General features: G+C 57.5%; 17 protein-coding genes. 15 read left to right on the top strand and 2 right to left on the bottom strand.

Features of this window, described 5'->3' with window-relative positions; translation table 11 throughout:
• Positions 1-99: 99 nt before the first annotated feature.
• The 3 genes from cysJ to cysH all read left to right on the top strand — a co-directional run bounded on the left by cysJ (position 100) and on the right by cysH (position 4,451).
• The gene (gene cysJ, locus ACQG0S_RS17310; RefSeq protein WP_058676750.1) at positions 100-1,905 is read left to right on the top strand and encodes an NADPH-dependent assimilatory sulfite reductase flavoprotein subunit; all 1,806 of its coding nucleotides are present in this window, start codon (positions 100-102) and stop codon (positions 1,903-1,905) included.
• Positions 1,905-3,617: an assimilatory sulfite reductase (NADPH) hemoprotein subunit gene (gene cysI, locus ACQG0S_RS17305; protein ID WP_023306833.1), complete on the top strand. Its 1,713-nt coding sequence runs from the start codon at positions 1,905-1,907 to the stop codon at positions 3,615-3,617. The genes cysJ and cysI overlap by 1 nt, the downstream gene beginning before the upstream one ends.
• Positions 3,618-3,716: 99 nt before the next feature.
• On the top strand, positions 3,717-4,451 hold the full coding sequence (gene cysH, locus ACQG0S_RS17300; RefSeq protein WP_023298485.1) for a phosphoadenosine phosphosulfate reductase: 735 nt from the start codon (positions 3,717-3,719) through the stop codon (positions 4,449-4,451).
• Between the two features lie 93 nt (positions 4,452-4,544).
• Here cysH and ACQG0S_RS17295 read toward each other — a convergent pair whose 3' ends face one another.
• Positions 4,545-5,588 (bottom strand): aminopeptidase, encoded by a 1,044-nt coding sequence (locus ACQG0S_RS17295; protein WP_023298484.1) that lies wholly within the window; start codon positions 5,586-5,588, stop codon positions 4,545-4,547.
• A gap of 237 nt (positions 5,589-5,825) precedes the next feature.
• Here ACQG0S_RS17295 and cysG point away from each other — a divergent pair, with 237 nt between their 5' ends.
• The 11 genes from cysG to ACQG0S_RS17240 all read left to right on the top strand — a co-directional run bounded on the left by cysG (position 5,826) and on the right by ACQG0S_RS17240 (position 14,534).
• Positions 5,826-7,184: a siroheme synthase CysG gene (gene cysG / locus ACQG0S_RS17290; RefSeq protein ID WP_023306832.1), complete on the top strand. Its 1,359-nt coding sequence runs from the start codon at positions 5,826-5,828 to the stop codon at positions 7,182-7,184.
• 9 nt (positions 7,185-7,193) lie between these two features.
• Positions 7,194-8,102 (top strand): sulfate adenylyltransferase subunit CysD, encoded by a 909-nt coding sequence (gene cysD / locus ACQG0S_RS17285; RefSeq protein ID WP_006811770.1) that lies wholly within the window; start codon positions 7,194-7,196, stop codon positions 8,100-8,102.
• A 9-nt stretch (positions 8,103-8,111) separates the two neighbouring features.
• On the top strand, positions 8,112-9,536 hold the full coding sequence (cysN, locus tag ACQG0S_RS17280) for a sulfate adenylyltransferase subunit CysN (protein ID WP_022649189.1): 1,425 nt from the start codon (positions 8,112-8,114) through the stop codon (positions 9,534-9,536).
• Positions 9,536-10,141, top strand: coding sequence for an adenylyl-sulfate kinase (cysC, locus tag ACQG0S_RS17275; protein ID WP_022649188.1), 606 nt, complete (start codon positions 9,536-9,538; stop codon positions 10,139-10,141). Before cysN ends, cysC begins: the two co-directional genes overlap by 1 nt.
• Before the next feature lie 58 nt (positions 10,142-10,199).
• Positions 10,200-10,526: a DUF3561 family protein gene (locus ACQG0S_RS17270; protein ID WP_006811767.1), complete on the top strand. Its 327-nt coding sequence runs from the start codon at positions 10,200-10,202 to the stop codon at positions 10,524-10,526.
• A gap of 79 nt (positions 10,527-10,605) precedes the next feature.
• On the top strand, positions 10,606-10,917 hold the full coding sequence (gene ftsB / locus ACQG0S_RS17265) for a cell division protein FtsB (RefSeq protein WP_003862095.1): 312 nt from the start codon (positions 10,606-10,608) through the stop codon (positions 10,915-10,917).
• A gap of 19 nt (positions 10,918-10,936) precedes the next feature.
• On the top strand, positions 10,937-11,647 hold the full coding sequence (gene ispD, locus ACQG0S_RS17260; protein WP_048966186.1) for a 2-C-methyl-D-erythritol 4-phosphate cytidylyltransferase: 711 nt from the start codon (positions 10,937-10,939) through the stop codon (positions 11,645-11,647).
• Complete coding sequence (gene ispF / locus ACQG0S_RS17255) at positions 11,647-12,126, top strand: 2-C-methyl-D-erythritol 2,4-cyclodiphosphate synthase (RefSeq protein ID WP_003862097.1); 480 nt, start codon at positions 11,647-11,649, stop codon at positions 12,124-12,126. Before ispD ends, ispF begins: the two co-directional genes overlap by 1 nt.
• Positions 12,123-13,172, top strand: coding sequence for a tRNA pseudouridine(13) synthase TruD (truD, locus tag ACQG0S_RS17250; protein WP_023298481.1), 1,050 nt, complete (start codon positions 12,123-12,125; stop codon positions 13,170-13,172). The genes ispF and truD overlap by 4 nt, the downstream gene beginning before the upstream one ends.
• Positions 13,153-13,914 carry a 5'/3'-nucleotidase SurE gene (gene surE / locus ACQG0S_RS17245; protein ID WP_023298480.1) on the top strand — a complete coding sequence of 254 codons (762 nt, stop codon included), beginning with the start codon at positions 13,153-13,155 and terminating at the stop codon, positions 13,912-13,914. Before truD ends, surE begins: the two co-directional genes overlap by 20 nt.
• Positions 13,908-14,534: a protein-L-isoaspartate(D-aspartate) O-methyltransferase gene (locus ACQG0S_RS17240; protein ID WP_022649184.1), complete on the top strand. Its 627-nt coding sequence runs from the start codon at positions 13,908-13,910 to the stop codon at positions 14,532-14,534. Before surE ends, ACQG0S_RS17240 begins: the two co-directional genes overlap by 7 nt.
• A 94-nt stretch (positions 14,535-14,628) precedes the next feature.
• On the opposite strand, the gene ACQG0S_RS17235 is transcribed toward ACQG0S_RS17240, so the two are convergent.
• The gene (locus ACQG0S_RS17235; RefSeq protein ID WP_306173474.1) at positions 14,629-14,760 is read right to left on the bottom strand and encodes a peptidase; all 132 of its coding nucleotides are present in this window, start codon (positions 14,758-14,760) and stop codon (positions 14,629-14,631) included.
• Here ACQG0S_RS17235 and nlpD point away from each other — a divergent pair.
• Entirely contained in the window at positions 14,702-15,775 is a 1,074-nt protein-coding gene (gene nlpD, locus ACQG0S_RS17230; RefSeq protein ID WP_306307778.1) for a murein hydrolase activator NlpD, read from the top strand. The genes ACQG0S_RS17235 and nlpD overlap by 59 nt on opposite strands.
• Positions 15,776-15,788 lie beyond the last annotated feature (13 nt).

Here is a 15,788-nt window from a genome sequence, read left to right as displayed (position 1 = left end):
CCATCCCTTCTTTAATTGTTATTATCCCCGCCGTTAACCTTATCTTCAGTTTGGATTTATTCGCTTAAAGTCCGCTTTGCTACTGGAACATAACGACGCATGACAACACAGGCCCCACCTTCAAATTTGCTTCCCCTTAACCCGGAGCAACTGGCGCGCCTCCAGGCCGCGACTTCCGATTTTTCACCCACCCAGCTTGCCTGGGTCTCCGGCTATTTCTGGGGAATGCTGAACCAGCAGCCGGGTGCTGTGGCAGGCGTACCGCCAACGGCCGTTGAAATTCCTGCCATCACGCTTATCTCCGCTTCGCAAACGGGTAATGCCCGTCGTGTGGCCGAAGCGCTGCGTGATGACCTGCTCGCCGCGAAGCTGAACGTTAACCTGGTCAACGCCGGGGATTATAAATTCAAACAGATCGCGTCAGAAAAACTGCTGGTGGTGGTGGCGTCAACGCAGGGGGAAGGTGAGCCTGCTGAAGAAGCCGTCGCGCTGCATAAGTTCCTGTTCTCGAAAAAAGCACCAAAGCTCGAGGGCACCGCCTTTGCCGTCTTCGGCCTCGGTGATACGTCCTATGAATTTTTCTGCCAGTCCGGTAAAGATTTCGACAGCAAGCTGGCGGAGCTGGGCGCAGAGCGCCTGCTGGATCGCGTAGACGCTGACGTGGAATACCAGGCTGCCGCCGCCGAATGGCGGGCGCGCATCGTTGAGGTGCTGAAGGCCCGCGTCCCGAAAGAGACGCCAGCGCAGGCCGCCGTTACCGTAGCCGGCACCGTTAACGAAATCCACACCAGCCCTTACACGAAAGAGGCGCCGCTGACGGCGAGCCTGTCGGTAAACCAGAAAATCACGGGCCGTGATTCAGAAAAAGACGTGCGCCATATCGAAATCGATCTCGGTGACTCTGGCCTGCGTTACCAGCCTGGCGATGCGCTGGGCGTCTGGTATCAGAACGATCCGGCGCTGGTGAAAGAGCTGGTCGAACTGCTGTGGTTGAAAGGCGATGAACCGGTTACCGTGGACGGCAAAACGCTCTCGATCTCCGAGGCGCTCCAGTGGCATTTCGAACTGACGGTCAACACCGCCAACATCGTTGAAAACTACGCCACCTTAACCCGCAGCGAATCGCTCCTTCCGCTGGTCGGGGACAAGGCGAAGTTACAGCAATACGCGGCGACAACGCCGATTGTCGATATGGTGCGTTTCTCTCCGGCACAGCTGGATGCTGACGCGCTGGTCGGCCTGCTGCGTCCGCTGACCCCGCGCCTGTACTCCATCGCCTCCTCGCAGGCGGAAGTGGAAAACGAAGTCCACATCACCGTTGGCGTGGTGCGTTACGACATCGAAGGCCGCGCGCGCGCGGGCGGGGCGTCAGGCTTCCTGGCAGACCGCGTGGAAGAAGAGGGTGAAGTTCGCGTCTTTATCGAGCACAACGACAACTTCCGCCTGCCGGCGAACCCCGAAACGCCGGTGATTATGATTGGCCCGGGCACCGGTATTGCGCCATTCCGCGCCTTTATGCAGCAGCGTGCAGCAGACGACGCGCCGGGTAAAAACTGGCTTTTCTTCGGCAACCCGCACTTTACTGAAGATTTCCTCTACCAGGTTGAGTGGCAGCGCTACGTCAAAGAGGGCGTGCTGACCCGCATCGATCTGGCCTGGTCCCGCGATCAGAAAGAAAAAGTATACGTACAAGACAAACTGCGCGAACAGGGCGCAGAGCTGTGGCGCTGGATCAATGACGGCGCCCACATTTATGTCTGCGGCGACGCCAATCGCATGGCGAAAGACGTTGAGCAGGCACTGCTGGAAGTGATTGCCGAATTCGGCGGTATGGATGCCGAAACGGCGGATGAATTTTTAAGTGAGCTGCGCGTAGAGCGCCGTTATCAGCGAGATGTCTACTAATGAGCGAAAAACATCCTGGCCCACTGGTGGTCGAAGGCAAACTGACTGATGCCGAGCGCATGAAGGTAGAGAGCAACTACCTGCGCGGTACCATTGCCGAAGATTTAAATGACGGCCTGACCGGCGGTTTCAAAGGCGACAACTTCCTGCTGATCCGTTTCCACGGTATGTACCAACAGGACGACCGCGATATCCGCGCCGAGCGTGCCGAACAGAAGCTGGAGCCGCGTCACGCGATGCTGCTGCGCTGTCGTCTGCCGGGCGGGGTAATCACCACGAAACAGTGGCAGGCGATCGACAAGTTTGCCGGTGAAAACACAATCTACGGCAGCATTCGTCTGACCAACCGTCAGACCTTCCAGTTCCACGGCATTCTGAAGAAGAACGTCAAGCCGGTGCACCAGATGCTGCACTCCGTGGGTCTGGACGCGCTGGCGACTGCCAACGACATGAACCGTAACGTGCTTTGCACCTCGAACCCGTACGAATCTGAGCTGCACGCCGAAGCGTACGAGTGGGCGAAAAAAATCTCCGAACATCTGCTGCCACGTACCCGCGCCTATGCGGAGATCTGGCTCGATCAGGAGAAAGTCGCCACCACCGATGAAGAGCCGATCCTCGGTCAGACCTACCTGCCGCGTAAGTTTAAAACCACGGTGGTGATCCCGCCGCAGAACGATATCGACCTGCACGCCAACGACATGAACTTCGTGGCGATTGCCGAAAACGGCAAGCTGGTCGGCTTTAACCTGCTGGTGGGCGGCGGTTTGTCCATTGAGCACGGTAACAAGAAAACTTACGCCCGCACCGCGAGCGAGTTCGGCTTCCTGCCGCTGGAGCACACGCTGGCCGTGGCAGAGGCGGTGGTTACGACCCAGCGCGACTGGGGTAACCGTACCGATCGTAAAAACGCGAAAACCAAATATACCCTTGAGCGCGTAGGCGTCGAGACGTTCAAAGAAGAAGTGGAGCGTCGCGCGGGCATCAAGTTTGAGCCGATCCGCCCTTACGAATTCACCGGTCGCGGCGATCGCATCGGCTGGGTAAAAGGCATCGACAATAACTGGCACCTGACGCTGTTTATCGAAAACGGCCGTATTCTTGATTATCCGGGCCGTCCGCTGAAAACCGGCCTGCTGGAAATCGCAAAGATCCACAAAGGCGAGTTCCGTATTACCGCCAACCAGAACCTGATCGTCGCCAGCGTGCCGGAAAGCGATAAGGCGAGAATTGAAGAGCTGGCCCGCGAGCACGGGTTGATGAATGCGGTGAGCGCGCAGCGTGAAAACTCAATGGCCTGCGTGTCGTTCCCGACCTGTCCGCTGGCGATGGCCGAAGCCGAGCGATTCCTGCCGTCCTTCACTGATAAAGTGGAGGCGATTCTGGAAAAACACGGTATTCCGGATGAGCATATTGTTATGCGCGTGACGGGCTGTCCGAACGGCTGCGGCCGCGCGATGCTGGCCGAACTCGGTCTGGTAGGGAAAGCGCCGGGTCGCTATAACCTGCATCTGGGCGGTAACCGTATCGGGACACGAATTCCGCGTATGTTCCGCGAGAACATCACCGAGCCGGAAATTCTCGATTCCCTCGACGTGCTTATCGGACGCTGGGCGAAAGAGCGCGAAGCGGGTGAAGGCTTCGGCGACTTTACGGTACGTGCGGGCATCATTCGCCCGGTGCTCGATCCCGCAAGGGATTTCTGGGAGTAATCCATCCTTTGCCCGGTGGCGCTTCGCTTACCGGGCCTACGGGTTTTGTAGGCCGGGCAAACGCAGTGCCGCCCGGCGAAACAGGTAAACGAGGTTCTTATGTCCGTACTCGATCTAAACGCCCTTAATGACCTGCCAAAAGTTGAACGCATTCTGGCCCTGGCAGAAACTAACGCCCAACTGGAAAAGCTCGACGCCGAAGGGCGCGTGGCGTGGGCGCTGGAAAACCTGCCGGGAGACTATGTGCTTTCGTCGAGCTTTGGCATTCAGGCGGCGGTCAGTCTGCATCTGGTGAATCAGATCCGTCCGGACATTCCGGTGATCCTCACCGATACCGGCTATCTGTTCCCGGAGACCTATCAGTTTATCGACGAGCTGACGGACAAGCTCAAGCTGAACCTGAAGGTTTATCGCGCAACCGAAAGCGCGGCCTGGCAGGAGGCGCGTTACGGCAAGCTGTGGGAGCAGGGCGTTGAGGGCATCGAGAAATACAATGAGATCAACAAGGTCGAGCCGATGAACCGCGCGCTGAAAGATCTTCATGCGCAGACGTGGTTTGCTGGGCTCCGCCGCGAGCAGTCCGGGAGCCGGGCAACGCTGCCGGTGCTGGCGGTGCAGCGTGGCGTGTTCAAAGTGCTGCCGATCATCGACTGGGATAACCGCACGGTGTACCAGTATCTGCAAAAGCACGGGCTGAAGTACCATCCGCTGTGGGATCAAGGCTACCTGTCGGTAGGCGACACCCACACCACGCGTAAATGGGAACCGGGAATGGCGGAAGAAGAGACGCGATTCTTTGGGCTGAAGCGCGAGTGCGGGCTGCACGAAGGGTAATGTTTTTTCGCCCGGTGGCGTCTACGCCTTACCGGGCCTACGTTTCGTGCCGTTGTAGGCCCGGTAAGCGCAGCGCCACCGGGCTTAATTGCATCAGGCTTTCCCCGCTTTCGCCAGCTCCTTCACCAGCGGCAGCATCACTTTCACGACATCCCGGCTGCGGTGCTCAATCCGCTGCGGCAGCGTTTTATCAATGTGCTGCTGATTATCCAGCCGCACGTCATGCCAGCTGGTCCCGTTTGGGAACGCCTTCGATTTAGCGCGCTGCTGATAGCCATCTTTTTTGCCCAGCGCCCAGTTAGTTGCCTCGACGTACAGCACCGGAATGCCCGCCTTATCAAACACTTCACCGTCATTACAGCAGCCCGTGCCTTTGGGATAATCGGGGTTACCGCCCGGATTTGTCGCGGCATAGACGCCATGCGTGCGGGCAAGCGCCAGCGCGCGGTCGCGGGTGAGTTTACGTACGCTGCTCGGCGTGCTCTGTCCGCTATTAAAATAGAGCTTATCTCCCACGATCAGATTATCGAGGTTAATCACCAGCAATGTATTTTTCTTCTCCTCAGCGGTCATGCGCTTAAGGAGATTCTCAGCGCCGAGTTTTCCTTCTTCTTCACCGCTGGTCGCAACAAAGCGAATGCTGTATTTCGTCGGAATATTCTTCAGGCGTTCGGCCAGCTCAAGCATGACGCCCAGCCCCGCCGCATTGTCATCCAGTCCCTGAAGCGTCAGCCCGCCGAGGTTATTATCGACATCGGCGTCGCTCATCGGCGTGTAGGTATCAAGGTGCGCCATAATAATAATCTGCTCAGCCGCCTTTCCTTCGTGCGCCGCAATGACCGTGCTGCCGGTTACGTTATGCCAGTTCTGCGTTTTATTGCGTGAGGTATAGATGTAGCGGCTGTGGAAAGCGCGAATGTCGCTCTCATAGCCCATATCCGCAAACTGCTGACGAATATAGTCTGCCGAGAGCATTTCGGCTGGGGTTCCGGTCATGCGGCCCGGAAAGACCGTCGCAATATGCCGCGCCTGCATACTGGCTATTTCACCGTAAGATTGATTTTTTGCCTGAGCCGGAAGGATAAAGCAAACGCCGAGCGCCAGGGCAACGAATCGGTGGCGCATTGCGGAAAACATAGTGAGTCCTTAAAAACAGAGCAAAATTTTAACCCGCATAGTATGAAACTGTGATCGGGTAGACACAATTTGAATTGCGCTTAAATGCCCGAAATTTCGCATGTTAAGCACTTTTTGATATTTGCTTTTTCACGGCGTTATTCCATTGAGTAACTACTCATTCCAATTCGTAATTTCATTCGATCTAAGCTGCCCCCTATAGTCCCTTTATTCCTGGTTGTTAGTGAGTTGTTGCCTGTGGACTATCTCCCCCTTTTTGCCGCCTTGAAAGACCGACCGGTACTGGTTGTCGGGACGGGTGAAATTGCCGATCGCAAAATCGCGTTCCTGCAACGCGCCGGGGCGCAGGTGCAGGTCGTTGCAGAGGCGGATTTTGAAGAGTCTCAGATCGACAGCGTGGTGCTGGTGATTGCGGCAACCGAAGATCGGGCGCTCAATCGCCGAATCTCCGACGCAGCTCAGGACCGTCACCGTCTGGTGAACGTGGTAGACGACCAGCCGCTGTGCTCGTTTATCTTCCCGTCGATTGTTGACCGCTCGCCGCTGCTGGTGGCGATCTCCTCCGGCGGCACCGCGCCGGTGCTGGCGCGCGTACTGCGGGAAAAAATCGAAGCGCTGCTGCCGACCAGCCTCGGGCGCATGGCGGAGAAGGCCAGCTACTGGCGCAACCACCTTAAAACGCGTCTGACCAGCGTGACGGAACGCCGTCGCTTCTGGGAGCGTGTGTTTCGCGGCCGCTTTGCCAGCCTGATGCATGCCGGTAACGAGACGGCGGCGCAACAAATTCTCGAAGACGAACTGGATAACCCCGGCAGTACGGGCGGGGAGATCATTCTGGTGGGCGCCGGGCCGGGCGATGCCGGGCTGCTCACGCTGCGTGGCCTCCAGGTTCTTCAGGATGCGGATGTCGTGTTCTACGACCATCTGGTCACCGACGGTATTCGCGAACTGATCCGCCGTGACGCGGAGCAAATTTGCGTCGGCAAACGTGCCGGCGAGCACTCCGTGCCGCAGCACGACACCAATCAAATGCTGATTGCCGCCGCGAAAGCGGGCAAGACCGTGGTGCGCCTGAAAGGGGGCGACCCGTTTATCTTCGGCCGTGGTGGCGAGGAGTTGCAGGCGGCAGCCGAAGCGGGCGTCCCGTTCCAGGTGGTCCCCGGTATTACGGCGGCGTCTGCCGTCACGGCCTACGCCGGTATTCCGCTGACCCATCGCGATTACGCCCAGAGCGTGACCTTTGTGACCGGGCATTATAAAGCCGACAGCACGCCGTTTGACTGGTCGCATCTCGCCCAGAGCCGACAAACGCTGGCGATTTATATGGGCACGATGAAAGCGGCAGACATCAGCGAACAGCTTATTCAGCACGGTCGCGATGCGACGACGCCGGTAGCAGTTATCTCCCGCGGGACACGCGTCGATCAGCATGTCGCCATCGGCACTTTACAAGACCTTGCAACCCTGGCGAAAGACGCCCCGATGCCCGCCCTGATCGTGGTGGGAGAAGTGGTGCAGTTGCACAGCTCGCTCGCCTGGTTCCAACACACAACCGACACAGAAGGCTTCGGCGCTTCTGTTGTAAATTTGGCTTAAGGAACGGTTATGGACCAAAAACGACTTACTCACCTGCGGCAGCTCGAAGCGGAAAGTATCCACATTATCCGCGAAGTGGCCGCCGAGTTCTCTAACCCGGTGATGATGTACTCCATCGGTAAAGATTCCAGCGTCATGCTGCACCTGGCGCGTAAAGCGTTTTATCCGGGGACGCTGCCGTTCCCGCTGCTGCATGTGGATACCGGCTGGAAATTCCGCGAGATGTACGAGTTTCGTGACCGTACCGCCAAAGCCTACGGCTGCGAGCTGCTGGTGCACAAAAACCCGGAAGGGGTGGCGATGGGCATCAACCCGTTCGTGCACGGCAGCGCCAAGCATACCGATATCATGAAAACCGAAGGGCTGAAGCAGGCGCTGAATAAATACGGTTTTGATGCGGCCTTCGGCGGCGCGCGGCGTGACGAAGAGAAATCCCGCGCCAAAGAGCGTATCTACTCTTTCCGCGACCGCTTCCACCGCTGGGACCCGAAAAACCAGCGTCCGGAGCTGTGGCACAACTACAACGGCCAGATCAACAAGGGCGAAAGCATTCGCGTCTTCCCGCTCTCCAACTGGACCGAGCTGGATATCTGGCAGTACATCTATCTGGAAAATATTGAGATCGTTCCGCTGTATCTGGCAGCAGAGCGCCCGGTCCTGGAGCGCGACGGCATGCTGATGATGATCGACGACGATCGCATTGATTTACAGCCGGGTGAAGTGATCAAAAAACAGATGGTCCGTTTCCGTACTCTCGGCTGCTGGCCGTTGACCGGCGCGGTGGAATCCAGTGCGCAGACGCTGCCGGAGATCATCGAGGAGATGCTGGTGTCGACCACCAGTGAGCGACAGGGCCGCGTGATTGACCGCGACCAGGCAGGCTCCATGGAGCTGAAGAAACGTCAGGGTTATTTCTAAGGAGCCGCCATGAATACGACTATTGCCCAACAAATTGCCGATGAAGGCGGCGTAGAAGCTTATCTGCACGCCCAACAGTACAAAAGTCTGCTGCGTTTCCTGACCTGCGGCAGCGTTGATGACGGGAAAAGTACCCTGATTGGTCGTCTGCTGCACGACACGCGACAAATTTACGAAGATCAGCTCTCTTCCCTGCACAATGACAGTAAACGCCACGGCACCCAGGGCGAAAAACTCGACCTGGCGCTGCTGGTGGACGGCTTGCAGGCGGAGCGCGAGCAGGGCATTACCATTGATGTCGCCTATCGCTACTTCTCTACCGAAAAGCGCAAATTTATTATCGCCGACACCCCGGGGCATGAGCAGTACACCCGTAACATGGCGACCGGCGCGTCCACCTGTGACCTGGCGATCCTGCTGATGGACGCCCGTAAAGGCGTGCTGGATCAGACGCGTCGTCACAGCTTTATCTCTACGCTGCTGGGGATCAAACACCTGGTGGTGGCGGTGAACAAAATGGATCTGGTGGACTACAGCGAAGCGCGATTCGACGAGATCCGCCAGAGCTACCTGACCTTTGCTGAACAGCTGCCGGGCAACCTCGATATTCGCTTTGTGCCGCTGTCGGCGCTGGAAGGGGATAACGTCGCCTCTCAGAGCGCGAACATGCCGTGGTACAGCGGCCCGACGCTGCTGGAGGTGCTGGAAACCGTTGAAATTCAGCGCGTGGTTGAGACCCAGCCGATGCGCTTCCCGGTGCAGTACGTAAACCGTCCGAACCTCGATTTCCGCGGCTTCTCCGGCACCCTTGCGTCCGGCTCGGTCAACGTGGGCCAGCGCGTGAAGGTGCTGCCGTCCGGCGTGGAATCGACCATTGCCCGTATCGTCACCTTTGATGGCGATCTGGACGAAGCAGGGGCAGGTGAAGCGGTAACCCTGGTGCTAAAAGACGAGATTGACATCAGCCGCGGCGATCTGCTGGTCGACGCGCAGGAAACGCTGGCGGCGGTGCAAGGCGCATCCGTGGACGTGGTGTGGATGGCGGAACAGCCCCTGACAGCAGGCCAGAGCTATGACATTAAAATTGCCGGCAAGAAAACCCGCGCCCGCGTGGACGGCATTCAGTTCCAGGTGGACATCAACAACCTGACCCACCGTGACGTGAGCGAGCTACCGCTGAACGGCATCGGTCTGGTGGATCTGACCTTCGACGAGCCGCTGGTGCTGGATCCGTATCAGCAGAATCCGGTGACGGGCGGGCTGATCTTTATCGACCGCCTGACCAACGTCACCGTCGGCGCCGGGATGGTCCGTGAGCCAAACGCGCAGGCTACCGTGGCCTCTGAGTTCAGCGCGTTTGAACTTGAGCTGAATGCGCTGGTGCGTAAACACTTCCCGCACTGGGGCGCACGCGATTTGCTGGGAGGCAAGTAATGGCTGCCCATGATGAGAACGTCGTCTGGCATCCTCATCCGGTCACCGTCGCCCAGCGCGAACAGCTCCACGGTCACCGTGGGGTTGTGCTGTGGTTTACCGGGCTGTCTGGCTCCGGTAAATCCACGGTGGCAGGCGCGCTGGAAGAGGCGCTGCATCAGCAGGGAGTGAGCACCTACCTGCTGGACGGCGACAACGTGCGTCACGGCCTGTGTAGCGATTTAGGGTTCAGCGATGAAGACCGTAAAGAGAACATTCGCCGGGTGGGAGAAGTCGCCAGCCTGATGGCGGATGCCGGGCTGGTGGTGCTGACGGCGTTTATCTCACCGCACCGCGCCGAACGTCAGATGGTGCGTGAGCGCGTGGGCCGGAATCGCTTCATTGAAGTGTTTGTGGATACGCCGCTGGCAATCTGCGAAGCGCGCGATCCGAAAGGGCTGTATAAAAAAGCCCGCGCGGGAGAGCTGCGAAACTTCACCGGTATTGACTCGGTTTACGAAGCGCCTGAATCCCCTGAGATTCATCTGGAAGGTCAACAATTGGTAACAAATTTAGTAAGCCAATTATTAGACCTGCTCAGACGGGACGATATTATCAGATCCTGAGACGGTATCGTTCGGGAGCTGTCTTCCCGAGCGATGAGTCACGGTCACAGGATTAGCTATGCGCAACAGTGAAAACTACATGATTACCACCGGGTCGGAACCGTTAACGACCGACGACGAGACGACCTGGTCCTTCCCTGGGGCGATTGTCGGCTTTGTGTCGTGGCTACTGGCGCTGGGTATCCCGTTTTTGATCTACGGTGGAAACACCCTCTTTTTCTTCCTCTATACCTGGCCTTTCTTCCTGGCGCTGATGCCCGTTGCGGTTGTGGTGGGCGTGGCGCTGCACTCCCTTTTCAACGGCAAGCTCCTGTATAGTACGCTCATCACTATCGCCACCGTTGTGGTCATCTTTGGCCTGCTGTTTTTATGGCTGATGGGCTAACTTACGGCATAATTAAAACCCCGCAGTAGAGTCCAGCGGAAAGTTATGGGATGATGATGCCGTTTTTTCAGGGGGCAGGATGGGTAAACTAACGCTGCTGTTGCTGGCTTTGCTGGTCTGGCTGCAATATTCGCTGTGGTTCGGCAAAAACGGACTGCACGACTACAGCCGGGTGAGCGATGACGTCGCGGCACAGCAGGCGACAAACGCCAAACTTAAAGCGCGTAACGATCAACTTTTTGCTGAAATTGATGACCTCAATGGCGGCCAGGAGGCGATTGAGGAGCGCGCACGCAATGAACTTAGTATGACTAAGCCGGGCGAAACGTTTTATCGTCTGGTTCCGGATGCGTCTAAACGCAATCAGGGCTCCGCACAAAACAATCGATAATCAGGCCCAGGATTACGACATGGCAGCAACTTTTTCGGACGTCTGTGCCGTGGTGCCGGCCGCAGGTTTTGGCCGGCGTATGCAGACAGAATGTCCTAAGCAGTATCTCTCAATTGGCGATAAAACGATCCTCGAGCACGCCGTGGCGGCGCTGCTGGCGCATGCCCGGGTGAAACGCGTTGTTATTGCCATCAGCCCCGGCGATGCACGTTTTGCGCAGCTCCCGCTGGCGAATCATCCTCAGATTATCGTCGTTGACGGCGGCGCAGAGCGGGCTGACTCCGTTCTGGCGGGCATTCAGGCTGCCGGGAACGCGCAGTGGGTGCTGGTGCACGATGCCGCGCGTCCCTGTCTGCATCACGACGATCTGTCGCGTCTGCTGGCCCTGAGTGAAACCAGTAAAGTGGGCGGCATTCTGGCCGCCCCGGTGCGTGACACCATGAAGCGTGCCGAACCGGGTAAACCAGCGATTGCCCACACCGTCGAGCGCGTCGATCTATGGCACGCGCTGACGCCACAATTTTTTCCCCGCGAATTACTCCACGACTGCTTAACGCGAGCGCTTAAAGAAGGTGCGACCATTACGGACGAAGCCTCGGCGCTGGAGTATTGCGGTTTCCACCCCACGCTTGTTGAAGGACGCGCTGATAATATAAAAGTGACGCGCCCGGAAGACTTACAGCTCGCGGAATTTTATCTTACCCGTACGACCCCTCAGGAGAAGGCATAATGCGTATTGGACACGGTTTTGATGTACACGCCTTTGGTGGCGTTGGCCCAATTATCATTGGCGGCGTGCGCATTCCTTACGAAAAAGGTCTGCTGGCGCATTCTGATGGCGACGTGGCGCTGCATGCGCTGACCGACGCGCTGCTGGGTGCCGCCGCGCTGGGCGACATTGGCAAACTGTTCCCGGACACCGATCCTGCTTTTAAAGGCGCAGACAGCCGCGAACTGCTGCGCGAAGCCTGGCGTCGTATTCAGGCCAAAGGCTACACCCTCGGCAACGTTGATGTGACGATCATTGCTCAGGCACCAAAGATGCTGCCGCACATCCCTCAGATGCGCGTGTTTATCGCTGAAGATCTGGGTTGCCATATGGACGACGTCAACGTCAAAGCGACCACCACGGAGAAGCTGGGCTTTACCGGTCGTGGCGAAGGCATTGCCTGTGAAGCCGTGGCGCTGCTGGTGAAGGCGGCCAAATGACGGATTTCGACAATCTGACGTATCTGCACGGTAAACCGCAGGGCAAGGGTCTGCTGAAAGCCAACCCTGAAGATTTCGTGGTAGTGGAAGATCTGGGTTTTGAGCCGGACGGCGAAGGCGAGCACATCCTGGTGCGCATTCTGAAAAACGGCTGCAACACCCGCTTCGTGGCGGACGCGCTGGCAAAATTCCTCAATATTCACGCCCGCGAAGTGAGCTTTGCCGGTCAAAAAGATAAACATGCCGTGACCGAACAGTGGCTTTGCGCCCGCGTGCCCGGCAATGCCATGCCCGATTTAAGCAAATTTGAGCTTGAGGGCTGTAAGGTACTGGAGTACGCCCGCCATAAACGCAAATTGCGTCTGGGCGCACTGAAAGGCAATGCCTTTACCCTGGTGTTGCGCGAAGTGACCGAACGCGAGGACGTTGAAAAACGCCTGAAGGCCATTAACGAACGCGGCGTACCAAACTATTTCGGCGCTCAGCGCTTTGGTATCGGTGGTAGCAACCTGCTGGGCGCGCTGCGCTGGGCGCAAAGCGGTGCACCGGTGCGCGATCGTAATAAACGCAGTTTTTGGTTGTCGGCGGCCCGCAGTGCGTTGTTTAATCAGATTGTGAGCGAACGGCTGAAAAAACCGGACGCGAATCAAGTTGTTGTCGGCGATGCGCTACAATTAGCGGGACGCGGAAGCTGGTTTGTGGCAACGGCCGAAGAGATGGCCGATGTCCAGTCGCGCGTGGACGCTAAAACGCTGATGATTACCGCCGCCTTGCCGGGTTCAGGCGACTGGGGAACCCAGGGCGAGGCGCTGGCCGCTGAGCAGTCAGCGGTGGCGGATGCGCCAGAATTACAATCGTTGCTGGTGCGGGAAAAGGTCGAGGCGGCACGCCGTGCGATGCTCCTCTACCCGCAACAGCTGAGCTGGAACTGGTGGGATGACGTAACCGTCGAGTTACGCTTCTGGCTGCCGGCAGGTAGCTTTGCCACCAGTGTTGTCAGGGAACTTATCAACACGTCGGGTGATTATGCGAATATTGCTGAGTAACGATGACGGGATCCATGCGCCAGGTATTCAGACGCTGGCGAAACACCTCCGCGAATTTGCGGATGTGCAGGTCGTGGCTCCCGATCGTAACCGCAGTGGCGCGTCTAACTCATTGACGCTGGAGTCTTCACTTCGCACCTTTACCTTTGAGAATGGCGATATTGCCGTCCAGATGGGGACGCCGACCGACTGCGTGTTTCTGGGCGTGAACGCGCTGATGCGCCCGCGGCCGGACGTTGTGGTCTCCGGCATCAATGCCGGGCCAAATCTTGGCGATGATGTGATTTACTCCGGCACCGTGGCCGCGGCGATGGAAGGGCGTCACCTGGGGTTTCCGGCGCTGGCGGTCTCGTTAAACGGTCACACCCACTATGACACAGCCGCCGCGGTGACCTGCTCCATTCTCCGTGCGCTTGGCCGCGAGCCGCTGCGTACCGGACGTATCCTCAATATTAACGTGCCGGACCTCCCGCTGGACGAGATCAAAGGGATCCGCGTGACGCGCTGTGGCAGTCGCCATCCTGCCGATCAGGTTATTCCCCAGCAGGATCCGCGCGGCAATACCCTGTACTGGATCGGCCCGCCGGGAGCTAAATGCGATGCCGGACCAGACACCGACTTCGCTGCGGTGGATGAAGGGTACGTTTCCGTTACGCCGTTGCACGTAGATTTAACCGCTTATAGCGCGCATGATGTGGTGTCGGACTGGTTAGATCGGGTCGGAGTGAACGCGCAATGGTAAGTAAACGTGTACAAACTCTTCTGGAACAATTACGCGCACAGGGGATCGCCAACGAGCAGGTGCTGAACGCGCTTGCCCAGGTTCCCCGTGAGAAGTTTGTAGATGAGGCGTTTGAACACAAAGCGTGGGAAAACGTGGCGCTGCCCATTGGGCAAGGCCAGACGATTTCGCAGCCCTACATGGTGGCGCGTATGACGGAGCTTCTGGAGCTAACGCCAGAGTCCCGGGTGCTGGAAATTGGCACCGGTTCAGGGTATCAAACCGCGATCCTGGCTCACCTTGTGCACCATGTCTGTTCGGTGGAACGGATTAAAGGGTTGCAGTGGCAGGCGCGCCGTCGCCTGAAACAGCTTGATTTACATAATGTATCGACACGCCACGGCGATGGATGGCAGGGTTGGCAGGCTCGCGCCCCGTTTGACGCCATCATTGTCACGGCAGCGCCACCTGAAATCCCCACTGCGCTTCTTTCGCAGCTGGACGAGGGTGGCATTCTTGTATTGCCCGTCGGCGATGAGCAGCAGCTTTTGAAGCGCGTTCGTCGACGCGGCGGCGAGTTTATTATCGATACCGTGGAAGCCGTGCGCTTTGTGCCCCTGGTTAAGGGCGAACTGGCCTGAGACTCGGATTTTTCCAGGGTTATTAAGGCAAATTCAGCGTATGGTGTGGCGCGATAGATTCGTGCCATCACGGTTATTTTTAAGTCACTGGTAGTTAACACATTCCTGGGGGATAAATGAGCGCGGGAAGCCCAAAATTCACCATCAGCCGTGTTGCGGCATTATCACTGGTTTCGCTCTGGCTGGCAGGCTGTACAAGTTCAAATAACGCGCCTGCGCCCGTCAGTTCCGTTAATGGAACCAGCGGCTCGGGTAACACGTCCAGCGGAATGTTGATCACCCCTCCGCCTAAAATGGGCACCTCAACGGCGCAGCAAACTCCGCAGATCCAGCCGGTTCAACGTCCAGTTACGCAGCCTACGCAGATTCAGGCAGTGGAACAGCCTGTTCAGACTGAAAATGGCCGCATAGTGTATAACCGTAAGTATGGGAACATTCCGAAAGGTAGCTATACCGGCGGCAGCACCTATACCGTGAAGCGCGGCGATACGCTGTTCTATATTGCCTGGATCACCGGGAACGATTTCCGCGATCTGGCACAGCGAAACAACGTCCAGGCCCCGTATGCTCTGGAAGTCGGGCAAACGCTTCAGGTTGGCAACGCGACGGGGACACCGCTTACGCCAGGCAACACCGTTTCAGCGGCCGACGTAACTGCGCAAAATAACAGCGTTACTCCTGCACAAAAAACCACCACGGTGGTTGCTTCACAACCTGTAATTACGTATTCTGAGGATTCAGGTGATCAGAGTGCTAACAAAATGTTGCCGAATAATAAAGGTACTGCGACTGTTGTCACAGCACCGACTACGGCACCTGTGGTTAGCTCTACTGTACCGACTGCAAGCAGTCAGAATGCCAGCTCGTCAATCACCACCTGGCGCTGGCCAACTGACGGCAAGATTATCGAGAACTTCGCTACCTCTGAGGGGGGCAACAAAGGGATCGATATCGCAGGCAGTAAAGGACAGGCAATCATCGCGACCGCAGACGGACGCGTTGTCTATGCCGGTAACGCACTGCGCGGTTACGGTAATCTTATTATCATCAAACATAACGATGATTACCTGAGTGCCTACGCCCATAACGACACTATGCTGGTCCGGGAACAACAAGAAGTTAAGGCGGGGCAAAAAATCGCTACCATGGGTAGCACCGGAACCAGTTCTACACGCTTGCATTTTGAAATTCGTTACAAGGGGAAATCCGTAAACCCGCTGCAATATTTACCGCAGCGATAAATTGACGGGGCAT

It is taken from the genome of Enterobacter cloacae complex sp. 418I7, assembly GCF_050030705.1.
GTDB classification, from domain to species: Bacteria; Pseudomonadota; Gammaproteobacteria; order Enterobacterales; family Enterobacteriaceae; genus Enterobacter; species Enterobacter intestinihominis.
The sequence above is the reverse complement of the archived record's forward strand: the minus strand, read 5'-3'. Positions and strand labels throughout refer to the sequence as shown.